Raw genomic sequence first — 23,200 nt, 5'->3', positions numbered from 1 at the left:
CGTCTCCGGGCGGTGTCGTTCGTCGCGGTGTCGTTCGTCGCGGCTGTTTCACATCCGGCGAGCCGGGAATCGCATCCCAAACGACCGATGGGAGACGACGGTGACGGAGGACGCAACCGGACAGGCCGTACGGGTGGTGATCGTCGGCGGTGGCTTCGCCGGTTTCACCTGCGCGCGACGGCTGTGCAAGACGCTCGCCCACGCCGGACGGGATATCGAGATCGTGCTGGTCGACCCGCACGACTACATGCTCTACACCCCGCTGCTGCCCGATGTGGCGGGCGGTCTGATCGACCCCAGGTTCGTCACGGTGCCGCTGGCCGACGCGCTGCCGAAGGTCAGGCTGGTGGTGGCCGAGGTGGAATCGGTGGATCTGCTCGGCCGGACGATCACCGTGCGCGGCGAACACCACCCGCCGCGCGAGATCGGCTGGGACCGGCTCGTCCTCACCCCCGGTTCGGTGACCCGGCTTTTCGACGTGCCGGGTCTGCACGAACACGCCCGCGGCCTGAAAACCGTCGCCGAGGCCCTCTACCTGCGCGAGCAGCTGCTGCATCAACTGGAGGCGGCAGAACACGACGACGATCCGCAGGTGCGACAGGCACGCCGCACGGTCGTGGTGGTCGGCGCCTCCTACGCGGGCACCGAATTGATCGCCCAGTTGCGCGCCCTCGCCGACGCCTATGCCGATCGACGCGGTCTCGAACGCGCGCAGGTGCGCTTCCTGCTGTTGGACACCGCGGAACGGGTGATGCCGGAAGTGGGCACGCGACTCGGCGACAAGGTGCTCGAGGTGCTGCGCGCCCGCGGTATCGAGATCCGGTTGCAGACCTCGCTGCGGTCGGTCGCCGCCGATCACGTGGTGCTCACCGACGGCACGAAGGTGGCGACCCATACCGTCGCCTGGGTGACCGGGGTGACCGGAGCGCCGCTGCTGAGTTCCCTCGGCCTGCCGCTGGAACGCGGACGTCTCGTGGTGGACGCGGACCTGCGGATTCCCGGCTTTCCCGAGGTGTTCGCCGGTGGCGATGCCGCCGCGGTGCCCGACCTGACCAAGGACGGGAAGGCGATCACGCCGCCGACCGCCCAGCACGCGATCCGCCAGGGCAAAGCCTTGGCGCGCAATGTCGCCGCCGGGCTCGGGCTCGGCAGGTCGAAACCGTACAAACATCGGGATATGGGACTCGTCGTCGATCTCGGCCCGGGATTCGCGGTCGCCAATCCGCTCGGCATTCGCCTGTCCGGCCTGGCCGCCAAGGCGGTGACCAGGGCGTACCACACTTACGCGGTTCCGCGCGGAGTCAATCGCTGGGCGATCACGCTGACCTATCTGACCAATACCGTGGTGCCGCGGCCGTTGACCCGGCTCGGGCTGGTCAGCCCCGAGGAATCGAGTTTCGCCGGGAGCGAGGGCATCAGCCACGAGGCGTCGTGACCGCGCGCGGGTGTGTCCTACCCGCGCACCCTGGCCGCTACGGCCAGCCGCAGGTTCGCCCGGCGCAGTGCCGCGTGGGCGTCCGCGTCACCGTGATCGTGCCGTAGCCGTTCGGCGGCGTCGGCCTGGGCCCAGCGGGCCCGCTCGACGTCGATGCGATCGGCGAATTCGATGCGGTCGGCGGTGATCCGCAATTCGTCGTCCTGGGCCGACAGCGTTCCGGTGTGCACGGCGGCCAGCCACGTCCGGTCGTCGGCGCGCAGCGTCAGCGCGCCGTGCTCGAGCGCGATGGCGCAGGGTTCATGGCCGGGTTCGATGAGATATTCGCCGTGCACGGTCGGCGCGAGGACCGCGCTGACCCCGACGGTGAAATCGCGGTAGCCGGGCACGCTCAGCGTCACCGCCAAGCGTTCGGCGGCGCGCCGCCGGTCCGTCGTCGTCGCTGCCGACTGCCGGGAAACGATGTCACGCATGGTGAGATTCCTCCTCACGACGCCTGTCGCGGTATCGACCGACCACCGCTCAGTACCGGGCCTACCCCGGATACGGCCGATCGAAAACAACGACATCGCAAGCCCCCTCTACTTCGGCGGCGTCGGCTCCTTCGGCACCGCGGCGGCGTCGATCGTGACTTCCGGGGCGGGCGCGCCGGGCGCGGGCGGCGTCTGCATCCCGTCCAGGGCCGACGCCAGCGTGTCGTAGACGGTGGCGGCCAGTTCCTTGTCCTGCGCCATGAAACCGCCGTGCGCGTTGAAATCGAGCATCTGGAGATATTCGACCAATTGCGCACCGGTCAATTCGACGGTCGCCATTCCGTTCGGCTCGTCGGTCAGCCGCTGGGGATTCTCGATGGGCTTGTGTCCCGCGCCGGTGCTGGTCTGCTCCCAGAGATCACGGGGCATGTGCAGGGTGATGACCGACAGGGCGGCGGCCTTGTCCTGCCGGTCCGCCTGCCCGCTCGGCGAATCCGTCGCGCAGGCCGCGAGGATCACGATGAGAACGATCGCGGTGACGACCGTGGCGAATGATCGAAGAATCGACACACGACGCATAGCTGTTGTCCGGCCTTTGCCCTCGGCGCTCGAGCGGAGTCGCCCGATCTGTCCAATACATACCCCTTACCACGACCGACAAGCGGTAACCCGATCATGGTCCACGCGCCGGACGCGGGTTTTCACGGCGCGCGAAAAAGGGTGACCCGCAGCCGTGCGTGTCACCCTTTTCGATCGGACCGGTGAATTCGCATGCCCTCCGGTATCACTGTCGGAGGAGCCGCGTCACACCGGCACGCCGCCGTAGGTCCTGCGATGTTTGGCTTCGAGGAACGACAGCACACCGAAGGCCATCAGTCCGACCGAGACCAGGATGAGCAGCCACGGGCCGAAGGGCTTGTCCGCGAAATCACGCAGGACCGCGTCGACCCCCTTGGCCTCGGCCGAGTCGTAGTTCGCGCCCGCCACGATGGCGGCCAGCCCGATGCCGATCACGATCGCGCCCCTGGCGAGATAGCCGAGCCTGCCCAGCCAGATCACCGCTTCGCGCGAGCCGTGGGTCATCCAGCCCATGCGCAGATCGTCGACGAACTCGAGGCGCAGGCCGCGGATCGTCTGCCAGATCCCGAAGGCCAGTACGGCAAGACCGATGAGCAGCACGACGACCTGCCCACCGTCCCAGCTCAGGATGCGGCCGGTCAGATCGCGGGCGGCGGCGTCGGTGGGGGTGGGGTACCTGCCGTGCACCACGAAGCGCAGGGTGGCGAGAAAGGCGAGGGCGTAGATGATTCCGGAGACGACGGCGTAGAGCCGGTGCCCACCGGAATAGGTCCGCCGCGCGGTCGCGACCTGCGCGATCCGCCACACGGTCAGGGCCGCGAAGCCGAAGACGAGCACCCACAGCAGCAGGTAGCCCAGCGGTTTGCTCGCGATCGCCGCCAGCGCGCCGCCCGCGTCCGGCTCGTGCTCGGCGGTGCCGATGGCCAACATGAAACCGAGAATGCCGATCACGATGTAGGCGACGCCGCGTGCGAGGAATCCGAACCGCGCCGCGGTCTCTATCCCCGCCGAACCCGTGGACCGGCTCCTGCGGTAGTCGGAGGCGCGCCTGCCCCGGTACCCGCCGCCGGTGCGCCACCGGCGGCGACCCCCGGTGGTGACCCGATCACGTCGTCGATATCTGGTATTGCGGAATATGCTCATGGCTCCTCATTTCTTCACGGCCCGTAATGCCCCCACTTCGCCGCGAATAACACGGCGGGCGATATTTCCGGACCGGGCGGTCGATCCGAGGGGTGTTCGCGGCATGCGGCACGGATATCCCGGGAAATGCTCTCGCCCAAGCGATCAGCGCACCGGACCGGCGCGGACCGCACGATGTCGGGTATTCGCCGAGTCGTCACCTACGCGATATCGGTGCGCGAATACGCTGTGGCACAGCGCATCAGAGATCGACGCCCGCGGCGGGAACCGGATCCTGAACGGCCCGGCAGAATTCCGGGCGCACCGCAGGCGACGCGCGCGCACCGGCCCCGCCGCGACACACGCGACACCCTCCCGTACGGCACGCTCCTGCCCCCGCGCGCCGATAGGTGTCATGCCATCTTGACAGCCTCGATCACCGGATTCCCGACGCCGCGACCGAGCGGAGACGCTCGGCACTCACCCGACGCACCGTCCTGACCTGCCCGAATATCGATCCGCGCGGGAGGTTCCGTTCCGCCGCCTCACCTGCTATACATTAGGGGAGGCTAACCTCCAGAGCGGAGCCTAACCTCAGGAAAATCCACAAAGTTGTGAGGGTGTCATGTACGTCTGTATCTGTAACGCGGTCTCCGAAGGAGACGTTCACGACTGCGTTGCGGCAGGTGCGTGCACCGTCCGCCAAGTGAAGAAAGCATGCGGCTGGAAACCGGGCTGTGGCAGTTGCACCACCCGGTTGGCCGAAGTTATCGGCCGAGCGCGGCTGACAGAGGCACTACAGGTGTCCGAGGTGTCCGAATCCTCGGCTGCCTGACCCGACACGCCCTCTCGTCCGAGCGCGCCCGGGGTAGATCTGTGTCACCATCTCACCCATGGAAGGCGACCAGGACATCCTCACGCTGCTCAACGAGCAGCTGACGGCCGAACTCACGGCGATCAACCAGTACTTCCTGCACGCCAAGATGCAGGACAACTGGGGTTTCAAGAAACTAGCGAGCCACACGCGTCACGAATCCATCGATGAGATGAAGCATGCGGAGGTCCTCACCGACCGCATCCTTTTTCTCGAGGGCCTGCCGAACTACCAGAAACTCAACCCGCTGCGGATCGGGCAGAGCGTGCCCGAGCAACTGCGGGCCGATCTGCAGATCGAATTGGAAGCCGTCGAACGGCTCCGCCGTGGCATCGACCTGATGCGCTCCCGCGGCGACGTCACCTCGGCCCGCATCTTCGAGCACATTCTCGAGGACGAGGAATCCCACGTCGACTATCTGGAGACCGAACTCGACCTGATCGAGAAGCTCGGCGAACCGCTCTACCTGCAGCGTTACACCGAACCCGCCCACGACTGACCCGCTCGATCAGCGCCCGGCGAACACCGCCGGGCGCGCTCACGGGTCGACCGTGAGGGTTGAACCGCCGGTCGGCGGGTAATAGACATAGTGGAGCTGCCCAACGGCGGCTCCGAGGGTGGGGCAGTCGACACCGCGCTGTCGGGGCACGGTGTCGACGCCACCACTTCGAGAAAATTCCGTCACGGCCTGCCCGCGCCGGGCGCGGGTGCCGGGAACACCGCGACCACGCCGCTGGGTTCCTCGGTCTCCGCACCGCCCCAGTTCTGGCCGACGACGTACAGGTGCGGATCCCCGCCCCGATCGAGGGCACACGCGAAAGCTCCGCGGTCGAACGCGACCCGCTGCGCGACAGCGCCGCCCTCGGCGACCCTGACGCAGTGCCTGTTGCCCACATCGGCGTACCAGACCAGGCCCTCGGCGTCGACGCAGATCCCGTCCGGATGGTCGCCGGGGGTCTCGGCCCACACCCGCCGGTCGGTGAGACCGCCGTCGTCGGCGATCCGGTAGGCGGTGAGCCTTTCGGCGTAGGACTCGGCGACGATCAGCGTCGCGCCGTCGGCGGTGACCGCCATGCCGTTGGGGAACGCCAGGTCGTCCGCGACGCGCCGCACGCCGCCGTCCGGGCCGACGAGCACGATCAGCCCCGGCGCGAATTCGCCGCCGGGAAAATCGAACCCGATGCTGTTGACATAGGTATTGCCGCGCGGATCGACGACGATGTCGTTCCACGGCTTGTCCGATATCGCGGACAGGTCGGCGTAACGCCGCATCGAGCCGTCGTCGTCACGGCGCAGCACCTGCCGGTGGGCCGAGTCCACCACCAGCAGCGCTCCGTCGGGCAGGAAATCGATACACATCGGGAACGAGTCGACCCGCGCGATCGTCTCCTGTGCGCCGTCGGCATCGAGCGCGATCACCCGACCCGCACCCCAGTCCGAGAACCACAGCCGTCCGTCGTGCCAGCGCGGTGACTCGCCGAACACGATTCCTCGCGTCAAGATCCTTGGTTCGCTCACGCGCTGACATCCTTCCCCGTCGGTACCACTACCGACCGTTCTCGCGCCGGGAAATCATCTGTCGTTCCACAACTCGGTCTACCGATGTCGCCCGCCGATTCCCCGTACTCGCCCCCGATGTCGCGATCACGATCGTGCACCTACGCTGAGCCGGAACCGAATCGAAAGCAGGGCCAGCGTTGACAACCGTCGAGAGCAGGACTTCATTCATCGGCCGCTTCACCGTGCAGACCTGGTTTCAGCTGGTCCTGGCCTCGATGGCGATCGTCGTGATCATCGGAGCGGCGGTGGGCGCCCAGGTGATCGCCCACACCGGCACGGTGACCGACCGGTTGCTCGATCACACCCAGCCCGCGTCGGTGGAGACCTATCGGTGGCAGAACGCGCTGATCAATCAGGAGACCGGCGTCCGTGGCTTCACGATCACCGGTGACCAGCAATTCCTCCAGCCCTATCTCGACGGTCAGCGGGAACAGGCCCGCGCGGCCGACCGAATCCGCAGCCTGCTCGCCGACCGTCCCGACCGGCTCGCCGAGTTGGACGCCGCCGAGAAGGCCGCGAACGACTGGCGCTCCGGCTACGCGGCCGCGGTGACCGCGGGCGCACCGGCGCCGGGCACGGCGAGTTCGTCGGCGCGCGGTAAAGAACTGTTCGACACGCTGCGGGCGGCCTTCGACAGACAGAACGAAGGTATGTCCGACGCCATCGCCGAGGACCGTCGCGAACTCGAGAACGCGCGGGTGCTGCGCGATACGGTGCTCACGCTGATGGTGGCGGTCTTCCTGATCACCGGGGTCGCGTTGACGATTCTGGTGCGCAGGCTCGTCGCCCGGCCCATCTCGGCGTTGACGGAGGCCTCGCTGCGCGTCGGCGGGGGCGATTTCACCCACCACATCGGCGTCGCGGGTCCCGCCGACGTCACCACGGTCGCGGCGGCGGTGGAGAGTATGCGCACGCGCATCGTCGCGGAACTGGAGTCCTCGCGCGGCCAGGAGGCCGTCCTGTCCCGGCAGAAGGCCGATCTGGACGCCCAGACCGAGGAGTTGCGCCGCTCCAACACCGAGCTGGAACAGTTCGCCTACGTCGCCTCCCACGACCTCCAGGAACCGTTGCGCAAGGTCGCCTCGTTCTGTCAGCTGCTGGAGAAACGCTACGGCGACCAACTCGACGCGCGCGGCAAGCAGTACATCGACTACGCCGTCGACGGCGCCAAACGCATGCAGATCCTGATCAACGATCTGCTGACCTTCTCCCGGGTGGGCCGGCTCACCGACCGGACCGAACGCATCGGCCTCGGCCGCACGCTCGACGCGGCGCTGACCAATATCTCCTCGGTCATCGAAGGCACGGGAAGCCGTATCGAACTACCGGCCCGGCTGCCCGAGGTCGTCGGCGATCCCACGCTGCTGACCATGCTGTGGCAGAACCTGATCGCCAACGCCATCAAATTCCGCACACCCGATCTCACGCCCGCCATCCGCGTCGACTGCGAACTCGACGGTGGCACCGGCATGTGGGAGTTCTCGGTGGCCGACAACGGGATCGGCATCGCGCCCGAGTTCGCCGACAAGGTGTTCGTCATCTTCCAGCGCCTGCACAATCGCGACGAATACGGCGGAACGGGCATCGGGCTGGCCGTGTGCAAGAAGATCGTGGAGTACCACGGCGGCAAGATCTGGATCGACACCGACTACACCGGCGGAACCCGATTCCGGTTCACCCTGCCCGCACCGGCCGGGCCCGAGGACGATTCCGCCGACGCGGTCATCCCGGAACGAGCGGCCGAATAGCGGTCAGCGGGTTCCGGCGAGGTCACGTACCTCGGTGCGGGAGGTCCATCCCGATCGGATACTCGTGTGCGCGGCCTCGGCCGACCTGGCCTGCCACAGTTCGATGGCGCCGGGATGGAACGGGTTCCCGCCCGGCAGCGGCGGCGGATTCCCGGTGTCGAAACTCGACGCCAGTTCGGCCAGCCGTCCCGCGCCGAGTGCGGGCCAGCCGTGCGCGAGCGCCCACGTGTAGATGGCGTCGGCACTGAATCGGTGGCCCGCCCGGTGCAGGATGTCGAGAATGGCCGTCGCGTCGCGGTGATCCGAGGGTGAGGTGAGCGTCAGCGGCGTGGTGAGCATGCCGCTCATGGTGATCAGCGCCTGGGCGACGATGGGATTCGTGGTGGGCGGTGTCGGCGGTAACACGGCGTCGGCGAGCAGTTCCGGATCGGTCAGGGCCGCCCAGGCGACCAGGTCGGCGTTGCGCGCCGGTGCGACGCACAGCGCGGTGGTGCGCGGGTCGTCGGCGAGTTCGGCGAGTTCGGCGCGGCTCGGCCAGACCGTGAGTACCGGACCGCGGTGCCATTCGGGGGCGGGCTCGCCCGCGACGGCGGCGACGACGCGCTGGGTGTCGACGAATTCACGTAGGGCGGCACAGGTGTCGACGGTCGAATCGTTCGGTACCCACACCAGCACGGTGCCACCGATACGGCGGGTCACGGCGGTCACCCAGTCGACGGCCTCGGCCAGCCCCTGACAGGTTCCCTCGGTGGTCACGGCCGTCGGATACAACCACCTGCCCCCGGTAGCCGTCGCGAAACCCTCGTACACCGGCGACGCAGACAACGGGAGGACTCGAGCCATGGTGGTACCTCGTTCCGCGTGAACATGCAGGCTCGGCACTGTCGTCGACGTGTCCCTATCGCGCGCTGAGGCGAACCGCATATACGAACTTCCGATCGAGTGCCACGGTAACAGGGTTACCCACCCTCCGCTAGTAACTGGCACCAAAATTCGGGACCGAATGCCCTACCGAGTGAGATGACAAGTCGATCATGTTCTCGCTGCATCAGGGGAGTTTCGACGCCCGGCGACGGCCACGAATACATACCGCGCCACCTGTTTGCTACGCGAACCACCACCGCCCACCGGGCTCACCCGGGCACAGCCGCCGCGCACGCGGGATCGGTCCATCGAATCTCCCGGAATTTATTTCCGATCGGGTCGGTCGTCGCAGATCACGGGTTCCCCCTCCCGCCGTGGCGCGTTCGGCGCCGGATCCGGCCGGACATCCGGGTCGATAATCTCGATGACCGGATGTCGGTCGTCGTCGACCCGGTGACCGCACCACCGAACAGGATCAACCCGCATGAGTCTCGAATTCCTCTGGTACATCCCCAATCAGGTCACGCCCGGACACTGCGGCGAACCGGTCACCGCCGATCACAACAGCCTGGACACGCTGACCGCGCAGGCGAAAGCACTCGAGGCGCACGGATGGAAGGGCGCGCTCGTCGGCACCGGCTGGGGACGGCCCGACACCTTCACCGTCGCCACCGCGCTCGCCGCGCGGACCGAGACGTTCGAGCCGCTGGTCGCGATCCGTCCCGGATACTGGCGTCCGGCCCATTTCGCCTCCGCCGCGGCCTCGCTCGACCATCTGTCCGGAGGACGGTTGCGCGTCAATATCGTGTCCGGCAAGGACAATCTCGGCGCGTACGGCGAAGCCGAGGAAGATCAGGCCGATCGCTACGCCAGGACCAAGGAATTCCTCCAGCTCGTCCGCAAACTGTGGACCGAGGACAACGTCACCTTCCGCGGCGAGCACTACCGCGTCACCGATTCCACCGTGACCCCGAGGATCGCCCGGCGCGGCGAGCGGCGGCACCCGACGCTGTATTTCGGCGGCGCGTCCGAGGCCGCGCAGCGGGTGGCCGCGACCGAGGCCGACGTGCAACTGTTCTGGGGTGAGCCGCTCGCCGGTGTGCAGGAGCGGATCGAACACCTGCGGACGCTGAGCGCCGAACTCGGCCGCGAACACGCGCCGCTCGAATTCGGTTTGCGCGTCACCACTTTCGTCCGTGACACCACCGAGCAGGCCTGGGCAGAGGCGGAGGCGAAGGTCGCGGAGATGGCGAAGAACCAGCCCGATCCCGCGCAGAACCCGCACCGCCGCACCGCCGTCGGTCAGCAGCGACTGCTCGACCTGGCCGCGCGCGGCGATGTCATCGACGACAACCTCTACACCGCGCCCGGCCGATACGGCGGTGGCGGCGCGGGCACCACCTGGCTGGTCGGTTCGCCGGAGGATGTCGCCAAATCGCTGCGCAGATACCGCGACCTCGGCATCACGCATTTCGTACTCTCCGACACCCCGTATCTGCGGGAGATCGAGCGTCAGGGCGATCAACTGCTTCCGCTGCTCGGAGAGTGACGGCGGACAGCACCACCACCGCCCCTCCCCCGCAACGCGAATCGCAGCACTGGCGACGCCTGGTCGTCGTCTTCGCCATCACCCAGACCGTCGGGTACGGCGCGATGATCCAGGCGTTCACCGTGCTGCTCATCCCCATGTCGGAAGCCCTCGGCGTCTCGCGGACGGCGGTCACCGGCGCGGCCACGATCTCGACGCTGGTCGGCGCGCTCGCCGCGGTTCCGGTCGGCGCGCTGCTTGACCGATACGGCGGCAGGGTGCTCATGAGCACCGGTTCGGCGATCGGCGTCCTCGCCGTGGTGCTGTGGTCGCAGGCCGACAGCCCGGCTCAGCTCTATCTCGCGTTCACCCTCGTCGGGCTCGCCCTGGCGATGTCGACCTACGAGGCGGCGTTCGCGGTACTGGTCGTCGCGACCGACGCGAAACACCGCGACGGCGCGATCGTCGCGGTGACGATGATCTGCGGCCTCGCCACCAGCTTCTACTACTTCCTGGCCGGCTGGCTCGACGGCCATCTCGGCTGGCGCAACACCTTGCTCACCCTCGCCGCCGGTCTCGCGCTGATCGCCGTGCCCGCGCACCTGTGGGCGGTGCCGAGCACCGCCGCCCACACCGGCCGGGTCACGCAACGCAGCGGTGTCCCGGTCGGCAGCGCGCTGCGCGATCGCGACTTCTGGCTCCTGGTCATCGCTTTCGTGGCACAGAGCGGGTCGACCTCGGCCTTCCTGCTGATGATGGTGACCTACTTCCGCGATGTCGGGCATTCGGCGACGACCGCCGCCGCACTGCCGATCACGGTCGGTGTCGCCCAGATCTTCTCCCGGCTCGCACTGGCTCCGTTGGCCCGCCGCTACGGGATGACGCGGGTGACGGCGGTGTCGTTCGCCGTCCAGGGGCTCGGTCTGGTGCTGTTACCGCTGATGGGCACCTCGTTGGCGCTGACCATGTCCTGTGTCGTGGCGTTCGGACTCGGCTACGGGATCAGTGTCGTCGCGCGGCCCTCGATCGTCGCCGACACCTTCGGCGTCGCCCGTTTCGCGAGCATTCTGGCGGTGATGACGGTGCCGATCGCGCTGTCACGGGCCGGGGCTCCGCTCGCCGCGGCCTGGCTGAGCGACTGGCGGTTCCTGCTCCTGGTCGGTGCGGCGGCGCTGCTCGCGGCCGCGGCGTTGGTGCCGCTGTCCCTACCGGGTCGGGCCGGTAGGGACGACGCGATCCCGTCAGGCGGGCAGGCTGTCGGCGGCGCGCTCGCGATGCGGGAAGGGCAGACCGAACCGCTCCCGTAGCGTCGGCGCGGTGTATTCCTTCTGGAACAGGCCCCGCTCCTGGAGGATCGGCACCACCAGTCCGGTGAAATTCGGCAGGTCGATGGCGGTTTCCGCGGGCATGACGGTGAACCCGTCGGCCGTGCCCGCCTCGAACCACCCCGCCAGATCGTCGGCGACCTGTTCGGCCGAGCCGACGACCAACCGGTGCCCGGAACCGCCCGCACCGCGCTGGACGAGTTCGCGCGGAGTGCGCGGCCCCTCCGCGATGAGCGCGCGGGTGGAGATACCGAATCCGGTGGAAAACGCTCCGGCGGGAAGGGTTTCGGGCAGATCGTCGACCCCGATCGGATCGTCGGGGCCGAAACTGTCCTGCGGCAGACCGAGATTGGTCAGCAGCGCGGCGGTGAGCCGGTCGATGGGAAGCCGGTCGTAGAGTTCCTGTTCGCGGCGGCGGGCCTGTTCCTCGGTTGCCTCGACGAGCACCACGACGCCCAGGGAGATCTTCACGTCGTCGGGATGACGCCCGGCCGCCGCGGCGCGCTGCCGGATATCGTTGCGGAACGCGACCGCCTTCGCCCGGGTCTGCGCGACGGTGAACACGACGTCGGCGAAATCGCCCGCGAGTGTGAGTCCACCCTCGGACCCGCCCGCCTGCACCACCACCGGCCTGCCCTGCGGGCCGGGCGCGACCGGCAGCGGGCCCGCGACGGAGAAGAATTCGCCCTCGTGGTCGATCGGGTGGATCTTGCCGAGGTCGGCGTAGTGACCCGACTCCTTGTCCGCGACGAGCCACCCCGATTCCCAGCTGTCCCACAGCCGGGTGACGACATCGAGGAATTCCCAGGCCCGGCGATAGCGAGTCTCTTTGTCCGGATGTTCGGTCAGGCCGAAATTGGCTGCCGCGGCGGGGGTTCCGGTCGTGACGATATTGACCGCCGCCCTGCCCTTGGTGACGTGATCGAGCGCCTGGAAGCGCCGCGCGAGGTTGTAGGGCGAGTTGTAGGTGGTGGACGAGGTGATCACGACGCCGAGGTTCTCGGTCACCGCCGCCAGATTGCCGAGCAGCACCAGCGGGTCGATGCCGGTGCCCGGCGCTTCCTCGATCTCGCCGCGCAAGGCCGGACCGTCGCCGAGGAAGACCGCGTCGATCTTCGCGGCTTCGGCGATCTTCGCCAGCCGCTGGAAGTAGTCGATATCGAGGTAGGCGAGCGGATCGGCGTGCTCGCGCCGCCACGCGTGCCGGAAATGCCCCGGCGTCATCAGCGACAGATTGAGGTGGAATCCGGACATCGTCGACCTCTCGTATGTGAGCTACGGCAGGCGTGGTGATACGGGGACGCCGCGAGAACGGTTACCTGCCTGGGGTTCTCGCGGCGTCGTGTCGTCGGGCTCGGGACGGGTCAGAGGTTCAGACCGGTCCCGTGCACGCCGTGTTCCTCGATGAGGGCCAGTTCGTCGTCGGTGAAATCGGGGAATTCCACGGCGGCGATATTGTGGTCGAGTTGCGCGGTCGAACTCGCGCCGATCAGCGCCGAGGTGACTTCGGGCCTGCGCAGCACCCATTGCAGCGCCAGCTGGGCGAGCGACTGCCCGCGTGCCTCGGCGATCTTGTTCAGTTCGGAGGTGCGCTGCCGGTAGGTCTCGTCGATCACGTCGGGAGACAGGAAACTGCTGTTCTGCGCCCGCGCGCCCGCCGGAATCGTCTCCAGGTACTTGTCGGTGAGCAGACCCTGCGCCAGCGGCGAGTAGACGATCACGCCGAATCCGTCCTGGGCGGCGGTGTCGAGCAGTCCGTCGCGTTCGGGTCGCCGGTCGTAGATCGAATAGCGGGCCTGGTGGATCAGCAGCGGAACGCCTGCCTGCCGCAGCAGTTCGGCGGCCTCGTGGGTGCGCTCGGCCTGATAGTTGGAGATGCCGATGTAGAGCGCCTTGCCCTGTTCCACGGCGCTGACCAGCGCGCCGACCGATTCCTCCAGCGGCGTGGTGAGGTCGGGGCTGTGGTGGTAGAAGATGTCGACGTAGTCGGTGCCAAGATCCCGCAGGCTGTGGTCGAGCGAGGTGAGGATCGATTTGCGCGAGCCGCCGCGCAGGTACGGGCTCGGGCCGATGGGGTTGCCCGCCTTGGTCGACAGGATCAGCTCGTCACGGTAGGCCGCCAGATCCTTGGACAGGACGGCGCCGAAATTCTTCTGGGCGGCGCGATGCGGCGGACCGTAGCGGTCGGCGTTGTCGAAATGGGTGATGCCGAGATCGAAGGCGTGCAGGATGATCTCGCGCTGCGTGGCGAACGGGTAGTCGGTGCCGAACTTCTGCCACAACCCGAAGGAGAAGGCCGGGAGATCCAGGCCGGATCTGCCGGTGCGGCGGTAGGGAACCTTCTCGTAGCGGTCGGCCGCGGCGGCGTAGGTCAGGTCGTAGGGGCTCGAGCTCATCGGTATGTCGTCTTCCGTTCGATGTGTTGTCGGGTGGGAACTCAGAAGAGGCCGGTGGTCGGCGGTTCTTCGCCGGTCAGGTGATAGGCCCCGGCGACCGCGTCCTTCCACTGTCTCGGATTGTGATTGGCCGCGGTGCGGGAATTGCGCCAGTGCCGGTCGAAGCCGAGCGCGCGATCGGTGATCGAACCGCCTCCGACGTCGAAGAGCAGTTCGGCCGCGTTCAGCGCGGATTCGATGGCGATCGTTCCCGCCTGGGCGACGTGCACCGCGGCGGCCGCGCCCGCCTCGCGCGCGGCGGCGCCGGTCAGACCCCGGATCTCTTCGAGCGCCTCGGCCGCGAGCAGGACGACGGCCCGCGCCGCCTGCGCACGCGCGGCGATCCGGCCGATCGTCTCCCTGACATAGGGATCCTGCGCGCTCGTCGACGCGGAACTGTGCTTGATCGGCCGCGCCTTCTCCCGCACGTATCCGACCGCGTCGTCGAGGGCTCGCGCGGCGATCCCCGCCTGTACCGCCGCGAGATAGAGCTGGGCGAACGAACCCGCCCACGGATTGTCCGGCTGACTGTCGCCGAGCACGGTCACCTCGTCGTCGGACACCCGCACCTCGGTGAAGCGGGTGGTGCCGCTGGCGGTGAGCCGCTGGCCCACGGCGTCGAAATCGTCGAGCCGTTCCACCCCCGCGCGATCGAGCGGCACGGTGAAGCGCACCGGGGTGCCGTCCTCGGCCGACGCCTGGGTGGAGAACCAGGACGCGTAGAGACCGCCGGTGGAGTAGTACTTCTCGCCGGTGACCACCCAGCCCGCGCCCTCGCGGCGGGCGGTCGCGTTGGTCTGTCCGCTCGGGCCACCGGTACGCTCGTTCACGGTGCCCGCGAACAGATCCCGGTCACGCAGCCGGGCCAGGATCAGCTCGCGGTGCGGCAGGTCGGGTCGGCTCGCGACCTGGTTCGCGATCAGGAACGTGCTGCGCAAGGCCTGCGCGACACTGGAATCCGCGCGCGCCACGTCGATGATCACCTCGGTCACCTCGCGCAGCGATCCGCCCGCGCCGCCGTCGTCCTCGGCGATGCCGACGAGTCCGATTCCGGCGGCTGCCAGGGCCGCGACGTCGGCGAAGGCGTAGTCGCGGGTCTGTTCCCGCAGCGCGGCACTGTCGCCGAGACGGCGCAGGACCGGACCGATCGCGGCACGCACGCCGTCGACGGTGAGCACCGAATCCGTTGTCGCCGCCCCTGTTTCGGGTTCGGCGTGCAGGGCCGTCATCGCGAGGTCTCCGTCCGCTCGGCGGTGTCGGTGACCGACTGCCGGTTGCGGTAGTAGCCCGGTACCGGTGCGACATCGTTGACGAGGAAATTCCCGATCACCCTCGGCTTGTAGACCACCGGATTGTGCGAGGCGAGGGTTCTGGCGTTGCGCCAGTGCCGGTCCAGGTGGACGCTGTTGCGCGCCGCCGACGAGCCGACCGCGTCGAAAGCCCTGGTCGCCGCGTCGAGTACCGCTTCGATCACGGCGACCTGCGCCGCCGAGGTGTCGAGGTAGGCCCGGGTGAAATCGGCTTCGGCGCCGCCCGTGTGCGCGTCCTCCAGCCGTTGCGCGGCCAGCCGCAGCAGCGTCTCCGCGGTGAGCCTGCGGGTCTCCAGCAGGCCGATCACGCCGAGGACCTCGGGATCCTCGGTCGCCGTCTGCGTGAGGGCGTGCAGGCTCGTCCTGGTGCGCGCGCGAACGAGATCGACCGTCTCGGCGACGATGCTGCGCGCGATCCCCGTCAGATTCGCCAGGTGCACGATCTGCACGAACGAGTCGAGCCCGCGCAGCGATTCCTTGAAGGCACCGATATCACCGTGCGGCTCGACCGGCACATCGTCGAACAGTGTTGTGCCGCTGCCGGTCTGGCGCTGCCCGATCCCGTCCCAATCGTCGACGTGGGTGACGCCCGCGTGCCCGGCCGGAATGACGACGAAACCGCGCGTGCCCTTGTCGTCGGCCACCGCCGCGCGGATGTGATCGGCGAATCTGGCTCCGGTCGAATAGAACTTGGTGCCGGAGACGAAACGATCGCCGTTCTCGTCGGTGCGCACCCGCGTCGTCGTCGCACCCCATTCCCGCACCGCCGCGCCAGCGGCGACGGCCTCGGCGACCACGGCCGACGGCTCGGACTGGGCGTTGCCGAATACCGCGCCCGCGCCGACGCGGCGCAGCCAGTACTGCCTCACATCCTCGTCGATCTCCTCGCGCAGTATCTCGACGGTGGTGAAATGGCCGCGCCAGATCTGCGGGATATTCGAATCCGCCTGTCCCGCTTCGGCGAGCAGGTCGAACAGCGTCGGCAGGTCGACGTCGAACCCGCCGAATTCGACGGGAACCCGCAGCCGCCCGAATCCGGCGTCGGCCAGTTCCCGCACCAGTTCGTCGGGATGTTCGAAGGCCAGGTCGCGCGCACCGACACCGAGGGCGAGTTCGGCCAGCACCGACCGGATCCGCACCAGCGCGTGGTCCAGACGAGACGGAGCAGTCATGACAAACCTCCTACGGTGAGTTCGCGGCCCGCGATCGCGTCGATCAGTCGCACCGTGTACTCGTTGGCTGGATCGGAGAAGACCTGTTCCACCGCGCCCTGTTCGACGATGCGCCCGTGCCGCATCACCGCCACCCGATCCGAGATGGCGCGGACGACGGCGAGGTCGTGGGAGATGAACAGGTAGGTCAGGCCACGTTCCTCTTGCAGGGTGCGCAGCAGATCCAGGATCTGCGCCGCGACCGAGACGTCCAGTGCCGAGATCGGCTCGTCCAGGACGACGACCTTCGGTTCGAGGACCAGTGCCCGCGCTATCGCGACCCGTTGCCGTTGGCCGCCGGACAGTTCGCCGGGGTGGCGGTTCACGAAATCGGCGGGCAGCGCCGCGGCCTCCAGCGCGGCGACGACCCGGTCCAGGTCGGGACGCCGACCGCGTGGGCGACGGGTGGACCGGAACGAGCGCAACGGCTCCTCGACGACGTCGTACACGTCGAATCTCGGGTCGAACGACGAGAACGGATTCTGGTAGACGATCTGCACATCACGCCGCAGCGGCCGGAACCCACGTCGGCCGATCCGGGTGATGTCGTTGCCCAGCAAGGAGACTCGGCCCGAGGTCGCCTCGGTGAGTCCCGTCAGCACGCGGGCGGTGGTCGATTTGCCGCTGCCCGACTCGCCGACGAGGGAGAACGTCTCGCCCCGGCGCACCTCGAACGAGACGCCGTCGACCGCGGCGACGTCGCCGTATTCCTTGCGCAGTTCGGATACGTCGATGACAACGGCGCGGTCCTCCCCCACCGCCGCCCGGGTCCGCGTCCCGACGCGCCGCGCGGGCACGCTGTCGAGCAGTCGGCGGGTGTAGTCGTGGCCCGGATTCGCGACGACCCGCGCGGTCGGTCCCGCTTCGACGAGTCGGCCGTCGCGCATCACGCCGATGATGTCGGACCGGTCGGCGGCCACGCCGAGGTCGTGCGTCACCAGCACCAGAGCGGTGCCGGTGCGCACGCGGATGTCGTCGATCAGGTCGAGCACCTGTTTCTGCACGGTCGCGTCGAGGGCGGAGGTCGGCTCGTCGGCGATGATCAGATCCGGCTCGGCCGCCACCGCCGTCGCGATCAGCACCCGCTGGCGCATACCGCCGGAGAGTTCGTGCGGGTACTGCCGGAAGCGGCGTTCGACATCGTCGAAGCCGACCAGTTCGAACAGTTCGTGCACGCGCGCCCTTCGCGCCTCGGCGCCCAGGTCGGTATGCAGCAGCAACACGTCTTCGACCTGGTCGCCGACGCGGCGCACCGGGTCGAGCGAGACGGTCGGATCCTGCGGGATGAGACTCACCGCGCGGCCGCGGATCTCGCGCCAGCCCTTCGCCGACAGATCGGTGAGAACCTGGTCGCGGAAGGTGATGCGGCCGCCGATCACCTCCCCGTTGCCGGGGAGCAATCCGAGGACGGCGTGCGCGGTGGTGGTCTTGCCGGAGCCCGACTCCCCCACCAGTGCCAGCACCTGTCCCGGCCCCACCTCGAAGGACACGTCGTGGACGACCGGTTCGACACGCCGTTTCACGCGGTAGCCGACGCTGAGGTTCCGCACCGCGAGAACCGGAGCGGTCACGGCGGATTCGGTGACCGGGTGTTCGACGACGAGATGTTCGGGGACGACGCTCACGATGACGTCCTCCTGGTGATGTGGTGCGAGATGTGATTGGTCGCGAGGACGACGACCACGACGGTGAGTCCCGGCCACAGCGTCAACCAGCCACGGGTGGCGATGTAGTTGCGCCCGTCGGAGACCAGCCGCCCCCATTCCGGATCGGGCGGCTGCGCGCCGAGGCCGAGGAAACTCAGCGAGGCGATCCAGACGATGGCGATTCCGAACTGCACGGTGATCAGCGAGACGGTCGGCGCGATCGAATTCGGGATCACGTGGCGGCGCAGAATATCGAAAGTGGAAGCGCCGCTGGTGATCGCGGCCTCGACGTAATTGCTGGTGCGCGCCTTCATCACCTCCGAGCGGATCAACCGCGCGAAGGTCGCCGACACGGTCAGCCCGACCGCGACACCGGCCTGGAAGACCCCGAAGCCGAGCAGGACGACGATGGTGATCGCGAGCAGGAAACCCGGAATCGACAGCACCACGTCGATGATCCGCATCAGGACGCTGTCGGTGAATCCGGCGAACCATCCCGCGAGTACCCCGAGCAGGGTGCCGACCGCGACACCGACCGCGACCGCGACCGCCGATCCGGTCAGCGACGCGCGCGCACCGTAGACGACCCGACTGTAGAGGTCACGGCCGAGTTGGTCGGTGCCGAACCAGTGCTGCCCCGACGGGGGTTTCAGTTTGCTCGCCGGATCCACCGCCAACGGGTCGTAGGCGACGAACAGGCCCGGCACCAGCGCCCACAGCATCACCACGGCCACGACGGCGATCGCGAGCAGCAGACTCCAGTGTCCGCCCAACCAGCGCACGGCCGTGATCACGCGCTCGCGCGAACGCTTCTCGCTCGTGAGCGGCGTTGCCGCACCGGACTTCCCGGTCTCGACGACGGCGGTCACGGCATCGCCATTTCCGGCGGAAGACGGTGCGGCGTCGGCGCGACCACCCGGGCGACGGGTTTGCGTCCGCGGGTGCGGTGGACCCGCGTCACCCGCTGCGTCCTGCCGTCGATGAGCACGCGCGGGTCGACGAACGGGTAGATCAGGTCGACCGCGAGATTCACCAGGACATAGGCCGCCGTCGACAACAGCACCACGCCCTGCACGACCGGCAGGTCCTGGGTGTCGACGGCCCCGACCGTGAGCTGCCCGATACCGTCCCTGGCGTAGACCGATTCCGTCACGACCGACCCCGCGATCAACTCCCCGAGCGCCAACCCGAGCAGGGTCAACACCGGCAGCGACGAATTGCGCAGCACATCCTTGCGGAAGATGTACCCCTCGCCCGCTCCCTTCGCGTGCAGCACGTGGACGAACGGCGCGCGGCGGGTGGCGTGGATCGAGAGCGCGAAAACCTGTGAGATCGGCGCGGCGATCAACAGTCCCAACGTCGCGGCGGGGGCGATCAGTGCCAGGAGACTGCCGTCGTCGACCGAGGGGATCAGGTGGAACCGGAAGGACAGGAACTGGAGCGCCAGGATGCCGACGACGAAGGTCGGCACCGAGGCGAACAGCGCGGGCGCGGCGCCGAACAGGCCGCGCAACCACGCCCACGGCGCGTAGTTGCTCGCCAGCGCGACGACCACCGCGAAGAGCAGGCCGAAGACCAGACCGAGCGCGGTCAACCGCAGGGTGCTCGGAAGTACCTCGGCGAGCAATTGCGTGACGGGTTTGCCGTTGACGAGCGAATAGCCGAATTCCCCGGTCAGCACCCCGCGTATCCCGAGCAGATACTGCTCGAGGATCGGCCGGTCGAGGCCGTAGAACTCCAGCATGATCCGTCCGGCCTCCGGCGAGATCTGCGCGTCCGGATTCTGGATCCGGTTGTTGACCGAATCCCCCGGCAACGCGCTGAGCAGGACGAAGGACAGGGTGTAGGCGGCCAACAGCACCAGCACCGCCTGCCCCAGCCGTCTGACGACATAGCCGCGCATTCGCTCACCTTCCGTAACTGTTTTTCGACTGCCCCGGTCCGCCGCTACTCCGAGATCCAGGTGTCGTAGAGCCAGGTCCGCGCGGTGGACTCGGTACCGAATCCGTGCACGTTCGACGCGAGGCCGAACACCTGGGTCTCGTCGTAGAGCGGGATCACATAGCCCTCCGCGAACAGGTGATCCTCGATGGCTTGCACGGCCTTCGCCCGGGCCGCTGGATCGAAGGAGAAGGCCTGCGCGCGCACCAGTTCGTTCAATTTCTCGTCGGGTGTGGTGGCGTGCAGTTCGTTCGTGCCCGCGCTGTCGAACGCGGTCCGCAGCACATCGGGTTCGGCCCGCGAGGTCTGGCCCTGCACCAGCGCCCATTCGTCCGGGCGTGCGGTCTGGGTCGCCTCGTACTCGGTCAGCGACGTGCTGTGGATATTCAGCTCGACGCCCGCCTTCTTCCACTGCGATTGCAGCAGTTCCAGAACCGGTTGGGAGACCTGGTAATACGGCGCGACCCAGATCTCGAGCCGCAGACGCTTGCCGTCCTTGACCCGGATGCCGTCGGCGCCCTTCTTCCAGCCCGCCTGTTCGAGCAGTGACTCGGCCCTGCCCTGGTCGTAGCCCAGATACTTGGTCGCGTCACCGCGACTCGGCGTGCCCTGCACCAGAATGCTGGTCGGGATCGGGTAGCTCGGCGAGAGCACCGTCCGGTTGATCTCCTCGCGATTCGTGGCCGCCTGCAACGCGAGTCGCACATTCTTGTCGAGAATCGGCGCCGTGGAATCGAGCTGCACCGAGAGTTTGTTGGTCTGCCCCTGCACCGGGAAGGCGAGGATCTGACCGCCCGCGCCCGTCACCGACTCCTCGTCGTAGGGCGCGATATTGCGCGCGATATGGGCCTGGCCCGATTGCAGCGCGCCCACCCGCGTGCCTGCCTCGGGAACGGTCTTGAAGACGACGCGCTCGAGGTACGCCTTGCCCTGATGCGCCGATCCCTCCGGCGCCCAGTTGTAGTCCTCGCGCCGTTTCAGCGTGATTCCCGTTGTGCCGTCGACGGATTCGACGACGAAGGGACCGGAGCCGATCCAGTTCGCGGCGAGCCCCTGCCCGTTGAGATCCTTCTCCAGGAACGGTTTCGCCAGAATGGATCCCGCGCGGTAGAACGAGGCGACCTGGAGGAATCCCGCGTTCGGCTTGGTGAAGGAGATCTCCACCGTCAGCGGATCGATGACCTGGGCGCCCTGGTAATCGGAGAAGAAACGATCCGGCGGGATGCCGAGTCGCTGGTCGCCGAAGCCGTGCTGGTCGTAGTTCGCCTTGACGATCGCGGCGTCGACCGGGTCACCGTTGCTGAAGGTCACACCCTCGCGCAGCCGGAACCGGTACTTCAGTTTGTCGTCGCTGATCTCCCACGATGTCGCCAGCCACGGCTTGATCGCACCGGTTTTCGCGTCCTGCCAGGTCAGCCGCTCCGCCAGATTGTTGGTGACCTGACTGTTGGACCAGATCGAATTCGTGGGGAGCCACGCCGTGTACTGCACCGGATCGTAGAACTGCAAGGTCGAGCCGAAGACGGGTTCGCCCACGGAATCGCCCGACGAGGACGACGAGCCACCGCAGGCGGCCAGTGCCGTCGCGAGGGCGGTGGCCACCGCGGTCGTGGCCAGGAGTTTGCGGAATCGAATGTTCCTCATTGCGGTGGTGGGTCTTTCATCCGGATCGGACGCCGAACGGGTGGTCGCGCGTTGTCCAGTGAGTGGACCACCGACCGCCACCGCAGTGCGATGGGTCAGCTCACGATGATTGAAACCCGGCGACCGAGGCCGAGCCGACCGCCACCTATCGCTATCGGTCGCGCCGTTCCGATTCCGCGCGCGCGGCCCACAGCATGTGCTCGCGCGTCGCCCAGGATTTCGACACCGTACCGACGAGCATGCCGCGCATGGCTTCCCGATCGCGCAGCGCGTACACGAGATGGCCCGCGACCAGCAGGCCGAACGCGAGCGCGAACCAGTCGTGGACGAAGGTCGCGCCGGTGCGCCAGGTGAGCCGCGTCCAGTCGGGGAAGAACATGATCACCCCGGTCCCGAGCAGCACAAGAATCGATCCGGCGCTCAGCGCGGCGTTGAGTTTCTGCCCCGCGTTGAACTTCCCGACATCCGCACCGGAACGGCGGCGGGTTCTGGAGCGCAACCACCGATAGTCGGCCGGGGTGAAGCGGTTCAAGCGGCGCAGATCGGCGCGATAGGCCGCGGAAACCAGACCCGCGACCAACGGGATCGGCAAGGCGAAACCGCTCCAGACATGGACGGTTTCGACGATGTGCCGATTGCCGACCAGCACCGCGAGTGGGCCGTTGTAGAGGATGGCGGCGGTCACCACGCAACTGACGACCAGCAGTCCGGTCAGCCAGTGCACCGCGCGTTCGACCCGTCCGAACCGGTGCAGGCGGACCGCCCCGGATTCAGCCGGTCGGGTCATCGTCACGACCGTTCGAACTGCCGACCCACCCGTCGACGGCGTACCCGTTCTGCTCCCAGTAGCCGGGGATCACCTTCGCGGTCACCTCGATGCCGGACAGCCATTTCAGACTCTTGTACCCGTACATGGGGGCGACGTAGAGCCGGACCGGCCCGCCGTGGTCATGGGTGACCGGCCCGTCGATCATCTCCAGCGCGACCAGCACGTCGTCGCGGCGGGCCTGTTCGAGGGTCAGGCTCTCGGTGTACTCACCGTCGAACGAGGTGAATCTTACCGCCCGAGCCTCGTCGCGCACCCCGGCCGCGTCCAGGAGATCGGCCAGAAGTACTCCGCTCCACCGCACTTCGGGCACGCGCCACCCGGTGACGCATTGGAAATCCCGCACCAGCGTCGTCTGCGGCATGGCCCGCAGTTCCTCGAGCGTGTACCCGCGCGGCGCCCCGACCAGACCGGTGACATCGAGCCGATAGTTCCCGGCGTCGCGATGCGGGACGCTGTCGGTGACCGAGTAGAACCGGAACGAGTCACCGACCGGGATCAACCCGACCAAGCCGGTCGGATCGCGGTTGCCGATCGGTCCGAGTACCGCCGACAAACCGGTCTGCACGGTGGCGCCGCCGAGCACACCGGCCACCCCCGCCGCGAGTAATCCGAGGATCACGCGACGGCCGACCGGCGCGCCGGAGATATCCGGATCGGAGTCGTGCGCGGCGGCCAT

Annotated in this window: 21 protein-coding genes; 6 read left to right on the top strand and 15 right to left on the bottom strand. The window is 68.1% G+C overall.

From position 1 onward, the window contains the following. Positions 1-100: 100 nt before the first annotated feature. A complete protein-coding gene (locus JZ792_RS08300; RefSeq protein WP_216908478.1) occupies positions 101-1,435 on the top strand; it encodes an NAD(P)/FAD-dependent oxidoreductase in 1,335 nt (444 codons plus the stop codon). 17 nt (positions 1,436-1,452) lie between these two features. Here the strand turns inward: JZ792_RS08300 and JZ792_RS08295 are convergent, their stop codons facing one another. The 3 genes from JZ792_RS08295 to JZ792_RS08285 all read right to left on the bottom strand — a co-directional run bounded on the left by JZ792_RS08295 (position 1,453) and on the right by JZ792_RS08285 (position 3,630). Then, entirely contained in the window at positions 1,453-1,908 is a 456-nt protein-coding gene (locus JZ792_RS08295; protein WP_216908476.1) for a F0F1 ATP synthase subunit delta/epsilon, read from the bottom strand. Between the two features lie 108 nt (positions 1,909-2,016). Beyond that, positions 2,017-2,478, bottom strand: coding sequence for a hypothetical protein (locus JZ792_RS08290; RefSeq protein ID WP_216908474.1), 462 nt, complete (start codon positions 2,476-2,478; stop codon positions 2,017-2,019). 234 nt (positions 2,479-2,712) lie between these two features. Continuing rightward, positions 2,713-3,630, bottom strand: a complete 918-nt coding sequence (locus JZ792_RS08285) for a DUF1206 domain-containing protein (protein ID WP_254189487.1) — start codon at positions 3,628-3,630, stop codon at positions 2,713-2,715. A 604-nt stretch (positions 3,631-4,234) separates the two neighbouring features. Here JZ792_RS08285 and JZ792_RS08280 point away from each other — a divergent pair. Further along, positions 4,235-4,444, top strand: a complete 210-nt coding sequence (locus tag JZ792_RS08280; RefSeq protein WP_216908472.1) for a (2Fe-2S)-binding protein — start codon at positions 4,235-4,237, stop codon at positions 4,442-4,444. Positions 4,445-4,502: 58 nt separating this feature from the next. Then, positions 4,503-4,982 carry a bacterioferritin gene (gene bfr, locus JZ792_RS08275; RefSeq protein ID WP_109527060.1) on the top strand — a complete coding sequence of 160 codons (480 nt, stop codon included), beginning with the start codon at positions 4,503-4,505 and terminating at the stop codon, positions 4,980-4,982. Between the two features lie 182 nt (positions 4,983-5,164). On the opposite strand, the gene JZ792_RS08270 is transcribed toward bfr, so the two are convergent. Further along, on the bottom strand, positions 5,165-6,001 hold the full coding sequence (locus tag JZ792_RS08270) for an SMP-30/gluconolactonase/LRE family protein (RefSeq protein ID WP_216908470.1): 837 nt from the start codon (positions 5,999-6,001) through the stop codon (positions 5,165-5,167). A 257-nt stretch (positions 6,002-6,258) separates the two neighbouring features. On the opposite strand from JZ792_RS08270, the gene JZ792_RS08265 reads away from it, so the two are divergent. Next, entirely contained in the window at positions 6,259-7,791 is a 1,533-nt protein-coding gene (locus JZ792_RS08265; protein WP_216908557.1) for a sensor histidine kinase, read from the top strand. A 3-nt stretch (positions 7,792-7,794) separates the two neighbouring features. Here JZ792_RS08265 and JZ792_RS08260 read toward each other — a convergent pair whose 3' ends face one another. Next, positions 7,795-8,547, bottom strand: coding sequence for a DUF1889 family protein (locus tag JZ792_RS08260; RefSeq protein WP_216908468.1), 753 nt, complete (start codon positions 8,545-8,547; stop codon positions 7,795-7,797). Between the two features lie 592 nt (positions 8,548-9,139). Here JZ792_RS08260 and JZ792_RS08255 point away from each other — a divergent pair. Both JZ792_RS08255 and JZ792_RS08250 read left to right on the top strand, forming a co-directional pair. Then, positions 9,140-10,204: an LLM class flavin-dependent oxidoreductase gene (locus JZ792_RS08255; RefSeq protein ID WP_216908466.1), complete on the top strand. Its 1,065-nt coding sequence runs from the start codon at positions 9,140-9,142 to the stop codon at positions 10,202-10,204. After that, positions 10,201-11,490, top strand: coding sequence for an MFS transporter (locus JZ792_RS08250; RefSeq protein ID WP_308165200.1), 1,290 nt, complete (start codon positions 10,201-10,203; stop codon positions 11,488-11,490). Before JZ792_RS08255 ends, JZ792_RS08250 begins: the two co-directional genes overlap by 4 nt. Here the strand turns inward: JZ792_RS08250 and JZ792_RS08245 are convergent. The 10 genes from JZ792_RS08245 to JZ792_RS08200 form a co-directional block, all read right to left on the bottom strand. Beyond that, positions 11,425-12,762, bottom strand: a complete 1,338-nt coding sequence (locus tag JZ792_RS08245) for an NtaA/DmoA family FMN-dependent monooxygenase (protein ID WP_216908464.1) — start codon at positions 12,760-12,762, stop codon at positions 11,425-11,427. The genes JZ792_RS08250 and JZ792_RS08245 overlap by 66 nt on opposite strands. Before the next feature lie 110 nt (positions 12,763-12,872). Beyond that, the gene (locus JZ792_RS08240) at positions 12,873-13,904 is read right to left on the bottom strand and encodes an aldo/keto reductase (protein WP_216908462.1); all 1,032 of its coding nucleotides are present in this window, start codon (positions 13,902-13,904) and stop codon (positions 12,873-12,875) included. 41 nt (positions 13,905-13,945) lie between these two features. Continuing rightward, a complete protein-coding gene (locus tag JZ792_RS08235; protein ID WP_216908460.1) occupies positions 13,946-15,172 on the bottom strand; it encodes an acyl-CoA dehydrogenase family protein in 1,227 nt (408 codons plus the stop codon). Then, positions 15,169-16,425: an acyl-CoA dehydrogenase family protein gene (locus tag JZ792_RS08230; protein WP_216908458.1), complete on the bottom strand. Its 1,257-nt coding sequence runs from the start codon at positions 16,423-16,425 to the stop codon at positions 15,169-15,171. Before JZ792_RS08230 ends, JZ792_RS08235 begins: the two co-directional genes overlap by 4 nt. Further along, positions 16,422-18,035, bottom strand: coding sequence for a dipeptide ABC transporter ATP-binding protein (locus JZ792_RS08225; RefSeq protein WP_216908553.1), 1,614 nt, complete (start codon positions 18,033-18,035; stop codon positions 16,422-16,424). The genes JZ792_RS08230 and JZ792_RS08225 overlap by 4 nt, the downstream gene beginning before the upstream one ends. Positions 18,036-18,085: 50 nt before the next feature. Continuing rightward, positions 18,086-18,979: an ABC transporter permease gene (locus JZ792_RS08220; protein WP_308165199.1), complete on the bottom strand. Its 894-nt coding sequence runs from the start codon at positions 18,977-18,979 to the stop codon at positions 18,086-18,088. After that, positions 18,976-20,013: an ABC transporter permease gene (locus JZ792_RS08215; RefSeq protein ID WP_216908456.1), complete on the bottom strand. Its 1,038-nt coding sequence runs from the start codon at positions 20,011-20,013 to the stop codon at positions 18,976-18,978. The genes JZ792_RS08220 and JZ792_RS08215 overlap by 4 nt, the downstream gene beginning before the upstream one ends. A 44-nt stretch (positions 20,014-20,057) precedes the next feature. Then, positions 20,058-21,695 carry an ABC transporter substrate-binding protein gene (locus tag JZ792_RS08210; protein WP_216908454.1) on the bottom strand — a complete coding sequence of 546 codons (1,638 nt, stop codon included), beginning with the start codon at positions 21,693-21,695 and terminating at the stop codon, positions 20,058-20,060. A gap of 151 nt (positions 21,696-21,846) precedes the next feature. Next, positions 21,847-22,482, bottom strand: a complete 636-nt coding sequence (locus tag JZ792_RS08205) for a cytochrome b/b6 domain-containing protein (protein WP_216908452.1) — start codon at positions 22,480-22,482, stop codon at positions 21,847-21,849. Continuing rightward, the gene (locus JZ792_RS08200; RefSeq protein ID WP_216908450.1) at positions 22,466-23,200 is read right to left on the bottom strand and encodes a molybdopterin-dependent oxidoreductase; all 735 of its coding nucleotides are present in this window, start codon (positions 23,198-23,200) and stop codon (positions 22,466-22,468) included. Before JZ792_RS08200 ends, JZ792_RS08205 begins: the two co-directional genes overlap by 17 nt.

Source organism: Nocardia noduli, assembly GCF_019038455.1.
In the GTDB taxonomy this organism is placed as follows: Bacteria; Actinomycetota; Actinomycetes; order Mycobacteriales; family Mycobacteriaceae; genus Nocardia; species Nocardia noduli.
Note: the sequence above shows the minus strand (reverse complement) of the source record. Positions and strands in the feature narration are given on the sequence as shown.